Source organism: Amycolatopsis acidiphila (genome assembly GCF_021391495.1).
GTDB classification, from domain to species: domain Bacteria; phylum Actinomycetota; class Actinomycetes; order Mycobacteriales; family Pseudonocardiaceae; genus Amycolatopsis_E; species Amycolatopsis_E acidiphila.
This window is the reverse complement of sequence record NZ_CP090063.1, coordinates 2070471-2084689: the sequence shown is the minus strand read 5'-3', so window position 1 is coordinate 2084689 and position 14219 is coordinate 2070471. Positions and strand designations below refer to the sequence as shown.

Annotated in this window: 17 protein-coding genes; 7 read left to right on the top strand and 10 right to left on the bottom strand. The window is 71.6% G+C overall.

Translation table 11 applies throughout. From position 1 onward, the window contains the following. Positions 1-112 precede the first annotated feature (112 nt). The gene (locus tag LWP59_RS10265) at positions 113-520 is read right to left on the bottom strand and encodes a low affinity iron permease family protein (protein WP_144643784.1); all 408 of its coding nucleotides are present in this window, start codon (positions 518-520) and stop codon (positions 113-115) included. Positions 521-585: 65 nt separating this feature from the next. Between LWP59_RS10265 and LWP59_RS10260 the strand changes: the two genes are divergently transcribed. Beyond that, positions 586-1131, top strand: coding sequence for a hemerythrin domain-containing protein (locus LWP59_RS10260; RefSeq protein ID WP_144643785.1), 546 nt, complete (start codon positions 586-588; stop codon positions 1129-1131). Between the two features lie 142 nt (positions 1132-1273). Here the strand turns inward: LWP59_RS10260 and LWP59_RS10255 are convergent, their stop codons facing one another. Beyond that, the gene (locus tag LWP59_RS10255) at positions 1274-1915 is read right to left on the bottom strand and encodes a hypothetical protein (protein WP_144643786.1); all 642 of its coding nucleotides are present in this window, start codon (positions 1913-1915) and stop codon (positions 1274-1276) included. 31 nt (positions 1916-1946) lie between these two features. Between LWP59_RS10255 and LWP59_RS10250 the strand changes: the two genes are divergently transcribed. Further along, on the top strand, positions 1947-2789 hold the full coding sequence (locus tag LWP59_RS10250; RefSeq protein WP_144643787.1) for an MBL fold metallo-hydrolase: 843 nt from the start codon (positions 1947-1949) through the stop codon (positions 2787-2789). Between the two features lie 4 nt (positions 2790-2793). On the opposite strand, the gene LWP59_RS10245 is transcribed toward LWP59_RS10250, so the two are convergent. Genes LWP59_RS10245 through LWP59_RS10235 form a run of 3 tightly spaced genes read right to left on the bottom strand, consistent with a single transcriptional unit; the run spans position 2794 to position 5827 of the window. Continuing rightward, positions 2794-4230 (bottom strand): MFS transporter, encoded by a 1437-nt coding sequence (locus LWP59_RS10245; RefSeq protein WP_144643788.1) that lies wholly within the window; start codon positions 4228-4230, stop codon positions 2794-2796. Further along, a complete protein-coding gene (locus LWP59_RS10240; RefSeq protein WP_373299400.1) occupies positions 4230-4466 on the bottom strand; it encodes a hypothetical protein in 237 nt (78 codons plus the stop codon). Before LWP59_RS10240 ends, LWP59_RS10245 begins: the two co-directional genes overlap by 1 nt. Positions 4467-4504: 38 nt before the next feature. After that, a complete protein-coding gene (locus tag LWP59_RS10235) occupies positions 4505-5827 on the bottom strand; it encodes an MFS transporter (RefSeq protein ID WP_144643789.1) in 1323 nt (440 codons plus the stop codon). A gap of 135 nt (positions 5828-5962) precedes the next feature. Here LWP59_RS10235 and LWP59_RS10230 point away from each other — a divergent pair, with 135 nt between their 5' ends. Next, complete coding sequence (locus LWP59_RS10230; protein WP_144643790.1) at positions 5963-6427, top strand: nuclear transport factor 2 family protein; 465 nt, start codon at positions 5963-5965, stop codon at positions 6425-6427. A 24-nt stretch (positions 6428-6451) separates the two neighbouring features. Here LWP59_RS10230 and LWP59_RS10225 read toward each other — a convergent pair whose 3' ends face one another. The 3 genes from LWP59_RS10225 to LWP59_RS10215 form a co-directional block, all read right to left on the bottom strand. Beyond that, the gene (locus tag LWP59_RS10225; protein WP_144643791.1) at positions 6452-7663 is read right to left on the bottom strand and encodes an RNA polymerase sigma factor; all 1212 of its coding nucleotides are present in this window, start codon (positions 7661-7663) and stop codon (positions 6452-6454) included. Beyond that, positions 7660-8028, bottom strand: coding sequence for a YciI family protein (locus LWP59_RS10220; RefSeq protein WP_144643792.1), 369 nt, complete (start codon positions 8026-8028; stop codon positions 7660-7662). Before LWP59_RS10220 ends, LWP59_RS10225 begins: the two co-directional genes overlap by 4 nt. 80 nt (positions 8029-8108) lie before the next feature. Continuing rightward, positions 8109-8558 carry a YdeI/OmpD-associated family protein gene (locus tag LWP59_RS10215; protein WP_144643793.1) on the bottom strand — a complete coding sequence of 150 codons (450 nt, stop codon included), beginning with the start codon at positions 8556-8558 and terminating at the stop codon, positions 8109-8111. Between the two features lie 45 nt (positions 8559-8603). Between LWP59_RS10215 and LWP59_RS10210 the strand changes: the two genes are divergently transcribed. Next, on the top strand, positions 8604-9227 hold the full coding sequence (locus LWP59_RS10210; protein ID WP_144643794.1) for a TetR/AcrR family transcriptional regulator: 624 nt from the start codon (positions 8604-8606) through the stop codon (positions 9225-9227). Here the strand turns inward: LWP59_RS10210 and LWP59_RS10205 are convergent. Beyond that, on the bottom strand, positions 9214-9984 hold the full coding sequence (locus tag LWP59_RS10205) for an enoyl-CoA hydratase/isomerase family protein (RefSeq protein ID WP_144643795.1): 771 nt from the start codon (positions 9982-9984) through the stop codon (positions 9214-9216). The two genes, LWP59_RS10210 and LWP59_RS10205, sit on opposite strands and share 14 nt — an antisense overlap. A 48-nt stretch (positions 9985-10032) precedes the next feature. Between LWP59_RS10205 and LWP59_RS10200 the strand changes: the two genes are divergently transcribed. From LWP59_RS10200 to LWP59_RS10190, 3 genes are read left to right on the top strand one after another with little or no spacing between them, the layout of a single operon-like run. Further along, positions 10033-10527 (top strand): 2Fe-2S iron-sulfur cluster-binding protein, encoded by a 495-nt coding sequence (locus tag LWP59_RS10200; RefSeq protein WP_144643796.1) that lies wholly within the window; start codon positions 10033-10035, stop codon positions 10525-10527. Beyond that, positions 10524-11513: an FAD binding domain-containing protein gene (locus LWP59_RS10195; RefSeq protein WP_144643797.1), complete on the top strand. Its 990-nt coding sequence runs from the start codon at positions 10524-10526 to the stop codon at positions 11511-11513. Before LWP59_RS10200 ends, LWP59_RS10195 begins: the two co-directional genes overlap by 4 nt. Beyond that, complete coding sequence (locus LWP59_RS10190) at positions 11510-13588, top strand: xanthine dehydrogenase family protein molybdopterin-binding subunit (protein WP_144643798.1); 2079 nt, start codon at positions 11510-11512, stop codon at positions 13586-13588. Before LWP59_RS10195 ends, LWP59_RS10190 begins: the two co-directional genes overlap by 4 nt. A 128-nt stretch (positions 13589-13716) precedes the next feature. On the opposite strand, the gene LWP59_RS10185 is transcribed toward LWP59_RS10190, so the two are convergent. Next, positions 13717-14217 (bottom strand): DinB family protein, encoded by a 501-nt coding sequence (locus tag LWP59_RS10185; RefSeq protein ID WP_144643799.1) that lies wholly within the window; start codon positions 14215-14217, stop codon positions 13717-13719. Positions 14218-14219: the final 2 nt, after the last annotated feature.

Here is a 14219-nt window from a genome sequence, read left to right as displayed (position 1 = left end):
CTGCATCACGGCTGTCCGCCGAATGCGGTTCGAGGATCAGGCGTGGAATCTTGGAGCCGTTCCGCCGCGCCCGGCATCGGTGAGGCCACCGGTCGCGCTGTCGCGGTGCGCGTCAGTACCGCCGGCGCACGTGGTGCTGGTAGGACTGGATCTGCCGTTCGGGCGCCTCTTCGAGCGCCACCAGGTCGAGCAGCTCCTGCGGGTCCGCCACCTCGCCGTGTTTCGCGATCGCCGCCAGCACCCGGTTCTGGGCGTCGAGCTTGGCCTGCATGGCGCGGCTGTCGCGGTTCTGCGCGGACTGGATGATGAACACCATCACGAACGTCGCGATCGAGGTCGCGGTGTTGAGGATCAGCTGGTAGTTCTCCAGGTCGTGGGTGAACAGCAGCCCCACGAGCCAGGCCAGCACCAGCAGGACCGCCGCGAGGACGGTGGCGACCGAACCCAGCCACTCCGTCGCCTTCGTCACGATCCGGCTGCCGAGGGTGCTGCGATCGGGCGCCGGTTCTTCCTCTGCCATGGCGGCCCGGTTACCCCGCCGGACGCCGGGTACTCACCCCTGGACATCCCCGAAGGAGGAACACCGTGGCGAACGACGTCATCACGTTGCTCGAGCAACAGCACCAGGAGATCCGCCGTCTCTTCGGCGAGGTCGAGCGCGCCAAGGACGACGAGCGCGCCGGGGCGTTCCGCGAGCTCGTGCGGCTGCTGTCGGTGCACGAGACCGCCGAGGAGGAGCTGGTCCACCCGGAGGTCCGCAAGCAGCAGGGCGGCGAGCCGGTGGTGGACGCCAGGGTCGGCGAGGAGCACCGCGCTAAGGAGCTGCTGTCCACTTTGGACGAGATGGGGCCGGACGCCGAGGGCTTCGACACGCTGCTGTTCCAGCTGCGCGACGACGTCCTCGCGCACGCCGAGCACGAGGAGCACGACGAGTTCCCGCTGCTGCGCAAGGCCTACGACGAGAAGCGGCTGCGCGCCATGGCCGACACGGTGAAGGCCGCCGAAGCGGTCGCCCCCACCCGGCCGCATCCGGGCGTGGAGGGCGCGGCGGCGAACGCCCTGCTCGGCGCCCCGGTCGCGATCATGGACCGCGCCCGCGACGCGATCCGCAAGGCCCTCGGCAAGGACTAGCGAGCGTCCCCGCCCGGGCGGTCGCGGCGGCACCACGGCCCTCCTCGGCTGCCAGCACGGCCGAGACTTGAGCACGACGCCCCTCGCCACGCCGCACGGTCGACGTCTGGACCGAGCGGTCGAAATCGGGAAAGACCGGGCGTCAGGCACGCCCCGCGCGGCTACCGGCGTAGGCGAGCTCCCGCGCCTTCGTCAGCCAGTCCGGGTACAGAGTCACGCCGGGCGGATGGTTGAGCATCGGATCGAAGGTCGGCTGCCCGGCGTCATCGCAGACGGTGTGCAGCCGCAGCCGGGCGATCGGCTGCGGCACCCCGATCGCCGTCGCCGAGGACAGGACCAGCTCGAACCCGCCGCCGCGCACCAGGCGCCGGGCGGCCCGCAGCGACGCGTCCACCTTCGGCTGGTCCCGCGCCGCCCGCGCCAGCAGCCACCGCAGCTGCCCGCCGACCCGGTAGGGCGCCAAACTGCTGTAGGACGCGTCGCACCACCCGCGCGCGGGAAACGGCAGGATCCGGGTCAGCGAGCCGATCGTGGAGAACGTCAGGTCCCACGGCCCGGTCTCGAGCGGCACGCGCACCGCCAGCCCGAGCACGTCGCGGAAGCCGTCCGGCACACCGGCGCCCTTGGACAACCGCGCCGCCACCTGCGCACTGCCGGCGGGCAGTGGCCACGGGCCGGCGTCGAGGGTGGTCAGCTCGCCGTCGACGCGCGCGCCCTTGGGATGGAACGCGCGGGCGTCGCGCAGCCGGGCGAGTGCGTCGAACGCGGTGCGAAGTGGTGGCATGCGGCCAGGATTGCCGGGTAGCCCCCGGACTATGCCTGAACCCCTCGCGCTGCCCGCCGGCGACTCCCTGACCTTCATCGGCACCGCGACCACGTTGCTGCGGCTCGGGCCGTTCACCGTGCTGACCGATCCGAACTTCCTCCACCGCGGCCAGTGGTGCTACTTCGGCCAGGGCCTGTTCTCCCGCCGCCGCACGGAGCCCGCGGCCCAGCTGCGCGAGCTGCCGCCGCTGGACGCCGTGGTGCTGTCGCACCTGCACGGCGACCACTTCGACCGGGTCGCCCGCCGGGATCTCGCCGCGGACGTCCCGCTGCTGACGACCGCGCACGCCGCCCACCGGCTGAGCCGCCGCGGGTTCCGGGCGACGGTCGCGCTGCAGACGTGGTCCAGTGAGACGCTGACCGACGGCGACGCCTCGCTCACCGTGACGGCCGTGCCCGCGCAGCACGCGCCCGGCCCGCTCGCCCGGGTGCTGCCGCCGGTGATGGGCAGCATCTGGACCTACACCGCGTCGCCGGACACCCGGCCGTTGCGGCTCTACGTCAGCGGCGACACGGTCATGTACCACGAGCTGCACCAGATCCGTGAGCGCTACCCGGACCTCGACCTCGCGATCGTGCACCTGGGCGGCACCCGCGTGCTCGGGGTGCTCGTCACGATGGACGACCGCCAGGGCGTGCGGCTGCTGGAACTGCTGCGGCCCGCGCACGCCGTGCCGGTGCACTTCGACGACTACGCGAACTTCACCTCGCCGGTGTCGAACTTCCTGCAAGCGGTCGCCGAGCAGAAGCCGGCGACCGCCGTGCGGATGCTCCGGCGCGGGGAGAGCCTTCGGCTGGCGGACCTGCGGCACGAGCCGTCGCACCGGCGCTGAGCCGTCACTGCGCGGTCAGCGGCTTCGCGATGGCCTCCAGCGAGGCGTTCTCCGCCTTGACCCCGAACAACAGCTCGGCGACACCGCCGACGGCCATGACCACGGCCGCGACGGCGAACCCGACCGCGGCGAGGCCACGGTCGTTCGCCTCCACCAGCGAGCCGAACATCAGCGGCCCGACGATCCCGCCGACCCCGGTGCCGATCGCGTAGAAGAAGGCGATGGCGAGCGCCCTCGTCTCCATCGGGAAGATCTCGCTGACCGTCAGGTATGCCGAGCTGGCCCCGGCCGAGGCCAGGAAGAACGTCGCCACCAGCAGGACGAGGAAGCCCCACGGGCCACCGGCACCGCTGAGGAACACGAAGATCAGCGGCACGCTCAGCACCGCGGACCCGAGGTAGCTGACGGTGATCATCGGACGGCGACCGACCGTGTCGAACAGCCGGCCCAGCAGCAGCGGGCCCAGCAGGTTGCCGATCGCGTAGATCACGATGAACACCGGTACGAAGCTCGACGTGGTGCCGTAGTACGTGCTGAAGATCGTGCCCAGGTTGAAGGTGATCCCGTTGTAGAGGAACGCCTGCCCGACGAACAGCGCCAGCCCGAGGGCCGCCCGGCGCGGGTAGGTCTTGAACGCGGTCCGCGCGATGGTGCGGAAAGGGATGCTGTTCCGCTGCCGGATCTTGAGCGTCTCCGTGGGCATTTCGAGCTTCTCGCCGCTCTCGCGCTCCACCTCTTTCTCGATGCCGCCGACGATCTCCTCGGCCGTGTCCTCGCGGCCGTGGATGAACAGCCAGCGCGGGCTCTCCGGCACGTGCCGCCGCACGACGAGGATCAGCACGCCGAGCAGCGCGCCGAGGCCGAACGCGAGCCGCCAGCCCAGTCCTATCGGGAAGATCGACGTGTCGAGCAGCGCCAGCGCCAGCGCCGCGCCGGCGGCGGACCCGCCCCAGTAGGTGCCGTTGACGACGAGGTCGACCCGGCCGCGCAGCCGCGCCGGGATCAGCTCGTCGATCGCGGAGTTGATCGCCGAGTACTCGCCGCCGATGCCCGCGCCGGTCACGAAGCGCGCGAGGAAGAAGAACCAGGGCGCGAAGGTGAACGCGGTGGCGACCGTGGCGACCACGTACACCCCGAGCGTGACCAGGAACAGCTTCTTTCGGCCGTAGCGGTCGGTCAGCTGCCCGAACAGCAGGGCGCCGAGACAGGCACCGGCGACGTAGAACGCGGCGGCGACGCCGACGTCGCCGGAGCCCATCCCGGCGCCACTGCCGTTCTCGGTCATCCGGTCGGCGACGGACCCGACGATCGTGACCTCGAGGCCGTCGAGGATCCAGACCGTGCCCAGCCCGATCAGGATCCGCCAGTGGAACCGGGACCAGGGCAGGCGGTCGAGTCTCGCCGGGATCGAGGTGGTGATGACTCCGGTGGCCGTGGTCATCACGCACCCAGCTCGGTGATCTCGGTGGTCAGGATCTCCGCCTGCTCCTGGAGCGCCCGCTCGTCCTGTGCGTCGTCACCCAGCCGTCGGCGCACGTCCTCCCACGACGCCACGGTCAGCGCGCCTTCGTGCTCGGCGGCCTGTCCGGGCGGTACGACGAGGACCTGCCCGCCTTCCAGGACGAGGTTCGTGCCCGCTCCGGACTGAAGGAGGGCCCTGAGATCAGCTGCGGTCACCTTCATCATGGCCGAGCAATACCCCGAAGGACGAATTCCTATCCCGCCGCGCGCGCCGCCGCCGTCTCGGTGGCAGCGCTCTCCCCGGCAGCCTCGCGCCGGGGCATGAGGATCAGCGCGGCCAGCGACACCACCGCGCAGCCGACGATGTACCAGCTGATCCCCGTGCTGGAACCGGTGTGCTGCAGGACCGCGGCGGCGATCAGCGGCGCCGGTCCCCCGGCGATGACGGACGCGAGCTGGTAGCCGATCCCGGCCCCGCTGTAACGCACGCTGGTGCCGAAGCTCTCGGCGATCAGCGCGCCCTGCGGCCCGTACTGCAGGTCGTGCACGATCAGCGAGACCACGATGGCCAGCAGGACCAGCCCGGCGGACCGGGTGTCGAGCAACCCGAAGTACGGGAAGGCGTAGAGCCCGGTGCACACGATGCCGGCGCCGTAGACGAGCCGGCGCCCGAAGCGGTCCGACAGGTGCCCGAACAGCGGCACGCTCACCAGCCCGACGCCCGCCGCGATCATGGTGTCGTCGAGCAGCTGGGTCCGCGGCAGGGCCAGTTCCTTGGTGCCGTAGGTGAGCACGAACGTGATGAACAGGTAGAACGGCGCCTGCTCGGACAACCGCACGAACGCCGAGGTGAGAATTTCCCTGGGATGGCGGCGGATGGCGGTCAGCACGGGCCGCCGCTCGACCGCGACGGTGCGCTTGACCTCCGCGAACTCCGGGCTCTCCAGCACCTTCAGCCGCACCCACAGGCCGATCCCGATGAGCACGATGCTGAGCAGGAACGGCACCCGCCAGCCCCAGCTCTCGAACCCGCCGCCGCTGAGCGCGGTGCACGCGCTGACCGCCGCGGTCGAGAGCAGCAGGCCGAGCGGCACGCCGAGCTGGGGCAGGCTGGCGAGGAAACCGCGGCGGCCCTTGCCGCCCCATTCCATCGCCATCAGCACCGAGCCGCCCCACTCGCCGCCGACGCCGATGCCCTGCACGACGCGCAGGAGGGTCAGCAGGACGGGCGCGGCCGGGCCGATCGCCGCGTAGCCGGGCAGGACGCCGACGAGCACCGTGGCGATGCCCATCAGCAGGAGCGTGGTGACCAGGGTGGCCTTGCGGCCGACGCGGTCGCCGTAGTGGCCGAAGATCGCGGCACCGACCGGCCGCGCCGCGAAACCGACGAACAGCGTGCCGAACGATTCGAGCACGCCCGCGCCCGCGGATCCGGTGGGGAAGAACAGCTTCGGGAACACGAGTGCGGCGATGGTGCCGTAGAGGAAGAAGTCGTACCACTCGATCGTCGTGCCGACGGTACTGGCGACGACGGCCCGGCGGCGGTGCGTGCGGACAGGACTGGGCGTGCGCGGCATATCGCCTCCATTGGCTCATCCACTAGTCCACTAGGTCAGTGGTCCAGCAGACTGCCTGGGCGAGCCGCATCCTGTCAAGAACCTGTCCGCCGCGAGGAGATCGGGTTACCGTCGCAGCGGCGGAAGGAGTCAGCGATGGCGCTGTCGACCCAGACCATGACCGACGAGCAACGGAAGTCGGTCGCACTGGAGTACCTGAAGGCCTTCGACAACGGTGGTGTCACGAGCGGCGGCGGCGGGATCCTCGACCTGTTCGCCGAGGACGCGCAGGCGTGCTTCCCCAAGTGGGGCCTGGCGAACGGCAAGGCGGAGATCGGGAAGCTGTTCGGCGACGTGGGCGGCACGATCCGCGCGATCCGGCACGACTACGCGACCTTCAACTGGATCTTCTCCGGCTCGGACACGGTCGTCGTGGAGGGCACCAGCTATGGCGAGCACCAGGACGGCCCCTGGCGCGCGGGCGTGCCCGACTGGGGCGCGGGCCGGTGGTGCGACGTGTTCGAGATCCGCGACTGGAAGATCCAGCGGGTGTTCGTCTACCTGGACCCGGACTACGCGGGCAAGGACACGGCACGCTACCCGTGGCTCGCGAAGGCCTGAGCGCTCGGCGGCGGGCGCCGGCAATCAGTTTCCCAGCGCCCGCAGCCTTCCCTCCAGGTACCGCCGCTCGGGGATGCTCGCCGTCGCGCGGGCGGCGCGTTCGTAGTGCCTGCGCGCCGCTCCGGTCTCCCCCGCCATCTCCAGCAGGTGGGCGCGCGTCGCGTCCAGGCGGTGGTGCTCCGGCAGGCTTCCCGTCAGCGTGTCCAGCACCGCCAGCCCCGCCCGCGGCCCCTCGACCATCGCGACGGCCACCGCGCTGTTCAGTGTCACCGTCGGGTTCGGCGAGATCCGCTCCAGGATCCGGTACAGCACCAGGATCTGCGGCCAGTCGGTCGCCGCCATGGACGGCGCCTCCGCGTGCACCGCCGCGATCGCCGCCTGCAGCTGGTACGGCCCCAGCTCCGACCTGGCCAGCGACTCCGAGACCAGCGCGACACCCTCCACAATGGACTCGGTGTGCCAGCGGGCGCGGTCCTGTTCGGCCAGCGGGATCAGCGCCCCGTCCGCCCCGGTCCGCGCCGGGCGCCGCGCGTCGGTCAGCAGCATCAGCGCCAGCAGGCCCGCGACCTCCCCCTCGCCCGGCAGCAACGCGTGCACCGCCCTGGTCAGCCGGATCGCCTCCGCCGTCAGGTCGTTGCGTTGCAGGTCCGGGCCCGAGCTCGCGGTGTACCCCTCGTTGAAGATCAGGTACAGCACGTGCAGCACCACCCGCAGCCGGTCGGCCTGCTCCGGCTCCGGCGGCATCCGGAACCGCGCGCCGGAGGCCTTGATCCGCTGCTTCGCGCGGCTGATCCGTTGGGCCATCGTCGCTTCCGGCACCAGGAACGCCCGCGCGATCTCCGCGGTCGTCAGGCCGCCGACGGCCCGCAGCGTGAGCGCGACCTGCGACGCCGCCGACAACTCCGGATGACAGCACAGGAACAGCAGCGTCAGCGTGTCGTCCTCGGCCGGCGGCGGCTCGTCGGGCACGGGCATCGCCGCGACCGTCTCCTCGCGCCGCCGCCGCGCCTCTTCGCTGCGTGTGAGGTCGACGAGACGGCGGGAGGCGACGGTGACCAGCCAGCCGCGCGGGTTCGCCGGCACGCCCTCGTCCGGCCACTGCACCGCCGCGGCGAGCAGCGCCTCCTGCACCGCGTCCTCGCACGCGCCGAACCGGCCGTACCGGCGGGCCAGCGCGCCGAGGACCTGCGGCGCGCACTCGCGCAGCAGGTCCTCGACGCGAGCAGGCGCGCTCACATCTCCATGCCGGCCGAGAACATCACCGGCCGCACCTCGATGCCGAGCCCGTCGACGGACGCGTCCGGGATCAGCGCCGCCAGCTCGTACGCGCGTTCCTTGTTCTCGACGTCGACGAGGTAGTACCCGCCCAGGTACTCCTTCGTCTCCAGGTACGGCCCGTCGGTCACGACCGGTGCCCCGTCGCGCACCCGCACGACCGCGCTCGCCGACGGGTCGCCCAGCGCCTCGGTGCTGACGAGCTCGCCCGACTCGCGGATCGTCTCGATGAACTTCCCGTGCCCCTCCATCACCGACTGGCGCTCGGCCTCGGTCAGCGACTCCCAGATCCGGGGGTTCATGTGCATGATGAGCAGGTATTTCATGGTCTCGCTCCTTCGTCTCCGGCATCCTCTCGCGAAGTGGTCGGAGCGGGCGCGAGGTTCTCGACATCGTCGGTGAGAAATTATCGGCGGCGGCCTTCGCGCAGCATCTCGGCCGCCTGGCCCACCCGCCGCTGGCGGGTCTCGGCCTTCTTCGCGTCCTCGATCCACTGCACGTAGGCGCGCTGGTGGCTGTAGGACAACCCGTCGAAGAACTTCTTCGCCGTCTCGTCCTTGCCCAGCTCGGCGGCGAGGTCCGCCGGCACCGTCACCTCCCGGGGCGCCGTGTCCGCCACCAGCTCGACCTCCACCTCGTCGCCCGCCGCGACGCCGGCCGCCTGTCTGTGCTCGGCGCTGACCGGCAGCAGGTACCGCCCGCCCATCGACGCGACCGTGCTGCGGTAGGTGTGCCGGGCGTTGATCGTCACGCGCACCGCGGGGCGCTTGGACCCCAGCTCGCCCACCACCTCGTCCGGCACCTGGATCCCGGTGGCGGTCTTGCCGTTGAGCTCGAGCTCGGCACGGAACTTCATGGCGTCTCCCTCTGTTAGTACTGGACGGTCCAGTACTGTAGACCCGTGACCGAGGAGCTGACCAGATCCGCCCGCAAACACCAGTCGATCCTGGGCGCCGCCGCCGAGCTTTTCCTCGCGAAGGGCTACCAGGGCACGAGCATGGACGAGGTCGCGGCGAAGGCGGCGGTGTCGAAGCAGACCGTCTACAAGCACTTCGCCGACAAGGAGACGCTGTTCGGCGAGATCATCCAGGGCACGCTGGAGCGGGTGGCCGAGCCGTTCGGCGAGGAGATCAGGTCGCTGGCCGAGACCACGGACCTGGCACACGACCTGCACGCGCTCGCCCGCCAGTACCTCGTCGCCGTCCTGCAGCCCCAGGTCGTGCAGCTACGCCGGCTGATCATCGGCGAGTCCGGGCGGCTGCCTGCGCTGACCCGCGGCTACTACGACCGCGCCATCGGCGGCACGCTGACGCGGCTCGCCGACTGCTTCGCGCGGCTGGCCGAGCGCGGCCTGCTGGCGGTCGACGACCCCCGGCTCGCGGCCGGGCACTTCGCGTTCCTGGTCCTGGGCCAGCCGCTGGACGAGGCGATGTTCGCGGACACTCCTGCGCCGCGCGAACTGGAGCGGTTCGCCGACGCGGGGGCCCGGGTCTTCCTGGCCGCGTACGACGTCAGCGGCCGGTGAAGGTCGCCTTGCCGGGGCCCTCGGCGAGGAACGACCGCACGGCCGAGCGCAGGTCCTCGGTCCGGTAGAGGTCGGCCGCGATCGTGGTGATGTGCGCGTTGGCCTCGGGCACGCCGCCGTGCTGGAAGTGGTCGAGCACGCGCTTGGTCGCGGCGTGCGCCCTCGTCGGACCTTCGGCGAGCGACGCGGCGAACGCGCGGGCCGCGTCGTCGAACCCCTCGTCGGGCAGCACCCGGTTCACGACGTTCCACCGCTCCAGCGTCGCCGCCGGGTAGCGCTCGCCGGTCATCACGAACTCCTTGGCACGCCCGACGCCGGCCCGCGCGGCGAGCCGCTGGGTGCCGCCCATGGTCGGGGTCAGCCCCACGACCTTCTCGACCAGCCCGAAGCTCGCGCGCTCCGCGGCGAGGATGATGTCGCAGGCGACTGCGAGCTCGAAAGCCCAGGTCAGGCACAGCGCGTGCGCGGCGAACACCGTCGGGAACTCCAGTGCGGCGATCCGGTCCGGCAGCGTCAGCATCCGGTCGAACAGGACCTTCGCCTGTTCGGGGCTTTCCTGTGCGGCGAACTGCCCGACGTCGACCCCGCCACTGACGATCTTGCCGTCGGCCCGGATCAGCAGGGCTCGCGTGTCCGCGGGCAGCCGGTCGAGCGCGGCGTCGAGGTCCTCGTGCAGTTCGGGGGTGTAGAGGTTCAGCGGTCCGGCGTCGATCGTCAGCACGGCGAGCCCGGACGGTTCGAGATCGAGTGTCGTCACCTTCGCAGCCTAGGGTTTGCTGCCGACCAGCACGGGTAGGCCTCCGGGATGGAGGCCTCGACAACGCTGCGCGTGGACGGTGCGGAGCGCCGGATCCCGATCGATCCCCGCACGACCCTGCTGGACGCCCTGCGCGAGCGGGTTGGGAACCTGAGCCCGAAGAAGGGCTGCGACCACGGGCAGTGCGGCGCCTGCACGGTCCTGCTCGACGGCAGGCGGGTGCTCTCCTGCCTCACCCTCGCTATCGCCCACGACGGCGCGGAGGTCGTCACCGCAGCCGGGCTGACCCATCCGCTGCAGCAGGCGTTCATCGACCAGGATGCGTTCCAGTGCGGGTACTGCACGCCGGGCCAGATCTGCTCGGCGGCCGCGGTGCTCGACGAGGTCGGGAACGGCTGGCCCAGCCACGTCACCGAGGACCTCGATGCCGAACCGGAGCTGACCCGCGAAGAGGTCGCGGAGCGGATGAGCGGGAACCTGTGCCGCTGTGGCGCGTACGTCAACATCGTCTCGGCCGTGCGGCAGGCCGGTGAGGCCCGGTGAAGCCGTTCGCCTACGAGGCGCCCGCCGACGCCCGGACGGCCGTGCGAACCGTCGCCGGCAACCCCGCGGCCACTTTTCTGGCCGGTGGCACCAATCTCGTCGACCACCTGAAGCTGGGGGTCGCGCAGCCCGGTCTCCTGGTCGACGTCCGCTCGCTGACGTCGAAGGAGATCACCGAGCGCGACGGCGGCCTGTCGATCGGTGCGGCCGTGCCCAACAGTGACCTCGCGGCGGACCGCCGGGTGCGCGAGCGCTACCCCGTGCTGGCGCAGGCGTTGCTCGCCGGCGCCAGCGGGCAGCTGCGGAACATGGCGACTACGGGCGGAAACCCGTTGCAGCGCACCAGGTGCGTGTACTTCCAGGACGTCACCACCCCGTGCAACAAGCGCGAGCCGGGCAGCGGCTGCTCGGCGCTCGGCGGCTACACGCGGTACCACGCGATCCTCGGCGCGTCCGAGCACTGCATCGCCACGCACCCGTCCGACATGGCCGTCGCGCTCGCCGCGCTCGAGGCCGAGGTTCGCGTGCTCGGGCCGGACGGCGAGCGGACCATCCCGTTCACGCAGCTGCACCGCCTGCCCGGCGACGCGCCCGAGCGGGACACGGTACTGGCGCACGGCGAGTTGATCACCGCGATCGACCTGCCCGCGCTGCCGATGGCCCAGCGGTCGCGCTACCGCAAGGTCCGCGACCGCGCGTCCTACGCCTTCGCGCTGGTCTCGGTCGCGGTAGCGGCGGAGGTCGCCGACGCCACGGTGCGGGACGTGCGGATCGCGTTCGGCGGTGTCGCGCACAAACCGTGGCGCGCGCACCGCGCCGAGGAGACCCTGCGCGGCGCACCGTCCACAGAGGACAGCTTCCGCGCCGCGGCCGAGGCCGAGCTCGCCGACGCGCGGCCGCTCGACGGGCTGGACGGCGGCAACGGGTTCAAGATCCCGCTGCTCACCCGCACGCTCATCGCCGTCCTCCGGGAGGTATGCGCATGACCGGGCTCCTCGAACCGCACGCGATCGGCCTCGACACCGCGCGCCGCGACGGCAGGTCCAAGGTCACCGGCACCGCGACGTACGCCTACGAGACCCCGGTGGAGCGCCCGGCGTACTGCCATCCCGTGCAGGCGACGATCGCCCGCGGCCGGATCGAGTCGATCGACGCCTCGACGGCGCGCGACCTCGACGGCGTGCTCTCGGTCATCGTCGCGGGCGAGGCCGAGCGGCTGGCCTCCCTGGCGGACAAGGAGCTCGCGATCCTGCAGGACCGCGACGTCGCGTTCCGCGGGCAGCTGATCGGAGTGGTCATCGCGGAGACCTCGGAGATCGCGCGCGAGGCCGCGGACCTCATCCGCGTCGACTACGCGCAGGAGCCGCACGACACCGAGCTGTCCGCCGACCGCGAGGACCTGTACAAGCCCGAGAAGGTCAACCCGAGCTTTCCGGCCGACACCAGCGAAGGCGACGTGGACGCCGCCATGGCCGCCGCCGAGGTGACGCTCGACGAGACCTATTCGACCTCGATGCTGCACAACAACCCGATGGAGCCGCACGCGACGACCGCGCTGTGGGACGGCTGGTCGCTGACGCTGTGGGACTCGACGCAGGGCGTGCACCCCGCACGCGACGCGATCGCGGAGATCTTCGGGCTCGACCAGGAGCGGGTCCGGGTGATCTGCCCGTACGTCGGCGGCGGTTTCGGTTCGAAGGGGTTGCCGCACGCGAACGTCGTGCTGGCCGCGATCGCCGCGCGTGCGGTGGAGAACCGGCCGGTGAAGCTGGCCCTCACGCGGCAGCAGATGTTCTCGCTCGCCGGGTACCGCACGCCGACGATCCAGCGGATGCGGCTCGCCGCCGACTCCGAGGGCAGGCTTTCGGCGCTCGCGCTCGACGTCGTCGAGCAGACCTCGAAGATCAAGGAGTTCGCGGAGCAGACCGCTGTCGCGGCGCGGATGATGTACGCCTCGCCCAACCGCGGCACGAGCCACCGCCTGGCCGCGCTCGACGTGCCGGTGCCGTCGTGGATGCGGGCGCCGGGTGAGTGCCCCGGCATGTTCGGGCCCGAGGTCGCGATGGACGAGCTCGCCGAGCGGCTGGGCCTGGACCCGATCGAGCTGCGGATCCGCAACGAGCCGGAGCGCGACCCCGAGACCGGCAACCCGTTCTCCAGCCGGAACCTCGTCGCGTGCCTGCGCGAGGGCGCCGAACGGTTCGGCTGGGCGCAGCGCGATCCCCGGCCGGGTGTGCGCCGGGAGAACGGGTGGCTCGTCGGCACCGGTGTCGCGGCTTCGGTCTACCCGACGTACTTCAAGGCGGGTGCCGAGGCGAACATCCGCTTCGAGAAAGGGCGGTACATCGCCGAAATCGGTGCCGCCGACCTGGGCACCGGCACGTGGACCGCGTTGCCGCAGGTCGCGGCGGACGCGCTGGGCGTGCCGCCGGAGGACGTCGAGGTCCGGATCGGCGACACTGCGTACCCGACCGCGCCGGTGGCCGGCGGGTCCTCGGGCATGGCGAGCTGGGGCTGGGCGATCGTCGAGGCGGCGCGGGTGTTCCGCGACAAGTTCGGCGGGGATCCGGACGACGGCGATGCGGCGGGGGCCACGGCCGGGCCGAACGAGGACATGGAGCGGTACGCGATGTACGCGTTCGGCGCGCAGTTCGTCGAGGCACGCGTGCACGCCGACACCGCCGAGGTGCGGGTGCCGCGGATGCTGGGCGTGTTCGCGGCGGGGCGGATCATCAACCCGCGCACGGCGCGGTCGCAGTTCGTCGGCGGGATGACGATGGGGCTGTCGATGGCGCTGCACGAGAACAGCGTGCTGGACCCGCGCACCGGGCACGTCGTCAACCACGACCTGGCCGAGTACCACATCGCCGCGAACGCCGACGTGGGCGACATCCAGGCGCACTGGATCGACGAGCACGACCCGTACGTGAACCCGATGGGCAGCAAGGGAATCGGCGAGATCGGCATCGTCGGCGCGGCGGCCGCGGTGGCGAACGCGGTGTACCACGCGACCGGACGGCGCGTCCGCGACCTGCCGATCACGCTGGACAAGCTGCTGTAATCCACTGGCGCCGCAGGCGCTTCAGCGGGTAATCCTGTGCGCGTGCCATTCGTCGGCGGGGGACCGACTGGCCGGCCACTTCGGCGCAGGCGCTCGCGGAGGTCACCCGGGTCCTCGGCCGAGGACTGTCATGACCGCTGGTGGTCGCCGGTGCTGCCGTCGATCAGCTCGCGCACGATGTCCAGGTGCCCCGCGTGCCGCGCGGTCTCCTCGATCATGTGGATCAGCACCCACCGCAGCGACACAGCCGAACCGAACCACGCCGTGCCCTGCTCGTCGAGCCCCCGCGCCTCGATCACTTCGTCCGCGGCGGCGCGGGCCCGCCGGTAGAACGCCACGATCTCCTCGGCCGTCTCGTGCGGCTCCACCCGCAGGTCGGCCTCGGGGTCTTCGTCGTCGAGCGGCAGCGGCTCGGTTTCCACCCCGAAGGTGCCGCAGAACCAGCTGTACTCCATCGCGCCCAGGTGCTTGACCAGTCCCAGGAGCGTCGTGCCCGACGGCGTCCTGCGCTCCCGCAACCGCGCGTCGTCCAGGCCCTCGACCTTCCAGAGCACCACGTCCCGATGCCGGTCGAGGCTGTGCCGCAGACTTTCCTTCTCCCCGCCGGTCAACGGGCCCCTGTTCGCCATCC

Excerpts from the sequence above, each read along its gene's own strand:
- LWP59_RS10215 (WP_144643793.1), bottom strand. The coding sequence starts at position 8,558 with ATGAAGTTCCGTGCCGAGCTCGAGCTCAACGGCAAGACCGCCACCGGG.
- LWP59_RS10220 (WP_144643792.1), bottom strand. The coding sequence starts at position 8,028 with ATGAAATACCTGCTCATCATGCACATGAACCCCCGGATCTGGGAGTCG.
- LWP59_RS10255 (WP_144643786.1), bottom strand. The coding sequence starts at position 1,915 with ATGCCACCACTTCGCACCGCGTTCGACGCACTCGCCCGGCTGCGCGAC.
- LWP59_RS10235 (WP_144643789.1), bottom strand. The coding sequence starts at position 5,827 with ATGCCGCGCACGCCCAGTCCTGTCCGCACGCACCGCCGCCGGGCCGTC.
- LWP59_RS10200 (WP_144643796.1), top strand. The coding sequence starts at position 10,033 with ATGGAGGCCTCGACAACGCTGCGCGTGGACGGTGCGGAGCGCCGGATC.
- LWP59_RS10250 (WP_144643787.1), top strand. The coding sequence starts at position 1,947 with ATGCCTGAACCCCTCGCGCTGCCCGCCGGCGACTCCCTGACCTTCATC.
- LWP59_RS10265 (WP_144643784.1), bottom strand. The coding sequence starts at position 520 with ATGGCAGAGGAAGAACCGGCGCCCGATCGCAGCACCCTCGGCAGCCGG.
- LWP59_RS10185 (WP_144643799.1), bottom strand. The coding sequence starts at position 14,217 with ATGGCGAACAGGGGCCCGTTGACCGGCGGGGAGAAGGAAAGTCTGCGG.
- LWP59_RS10230 (WP_144643790.1), top strand. The coding sequence starts at position 5,963 with ATGGCGCTGTCGACCCAGACCATGACCGACGAGCAACGGAAGTCGGTC.
- LWP59_RS10190 (WP_144643798.1), top strand. The coding sequence starts at position 11,510 with ATGACCGGGCTCCTCGAACCGCACGCGATCGGCCTCGACACCGCGCGC.
- LWP59_RS10245 (WP_144643788.1), bottom strand. The coding sequence starts at position 4,230 with ATGACCACGGCCACCGGAGTCATCACCACCTCGATCCCGGCGAGACTC.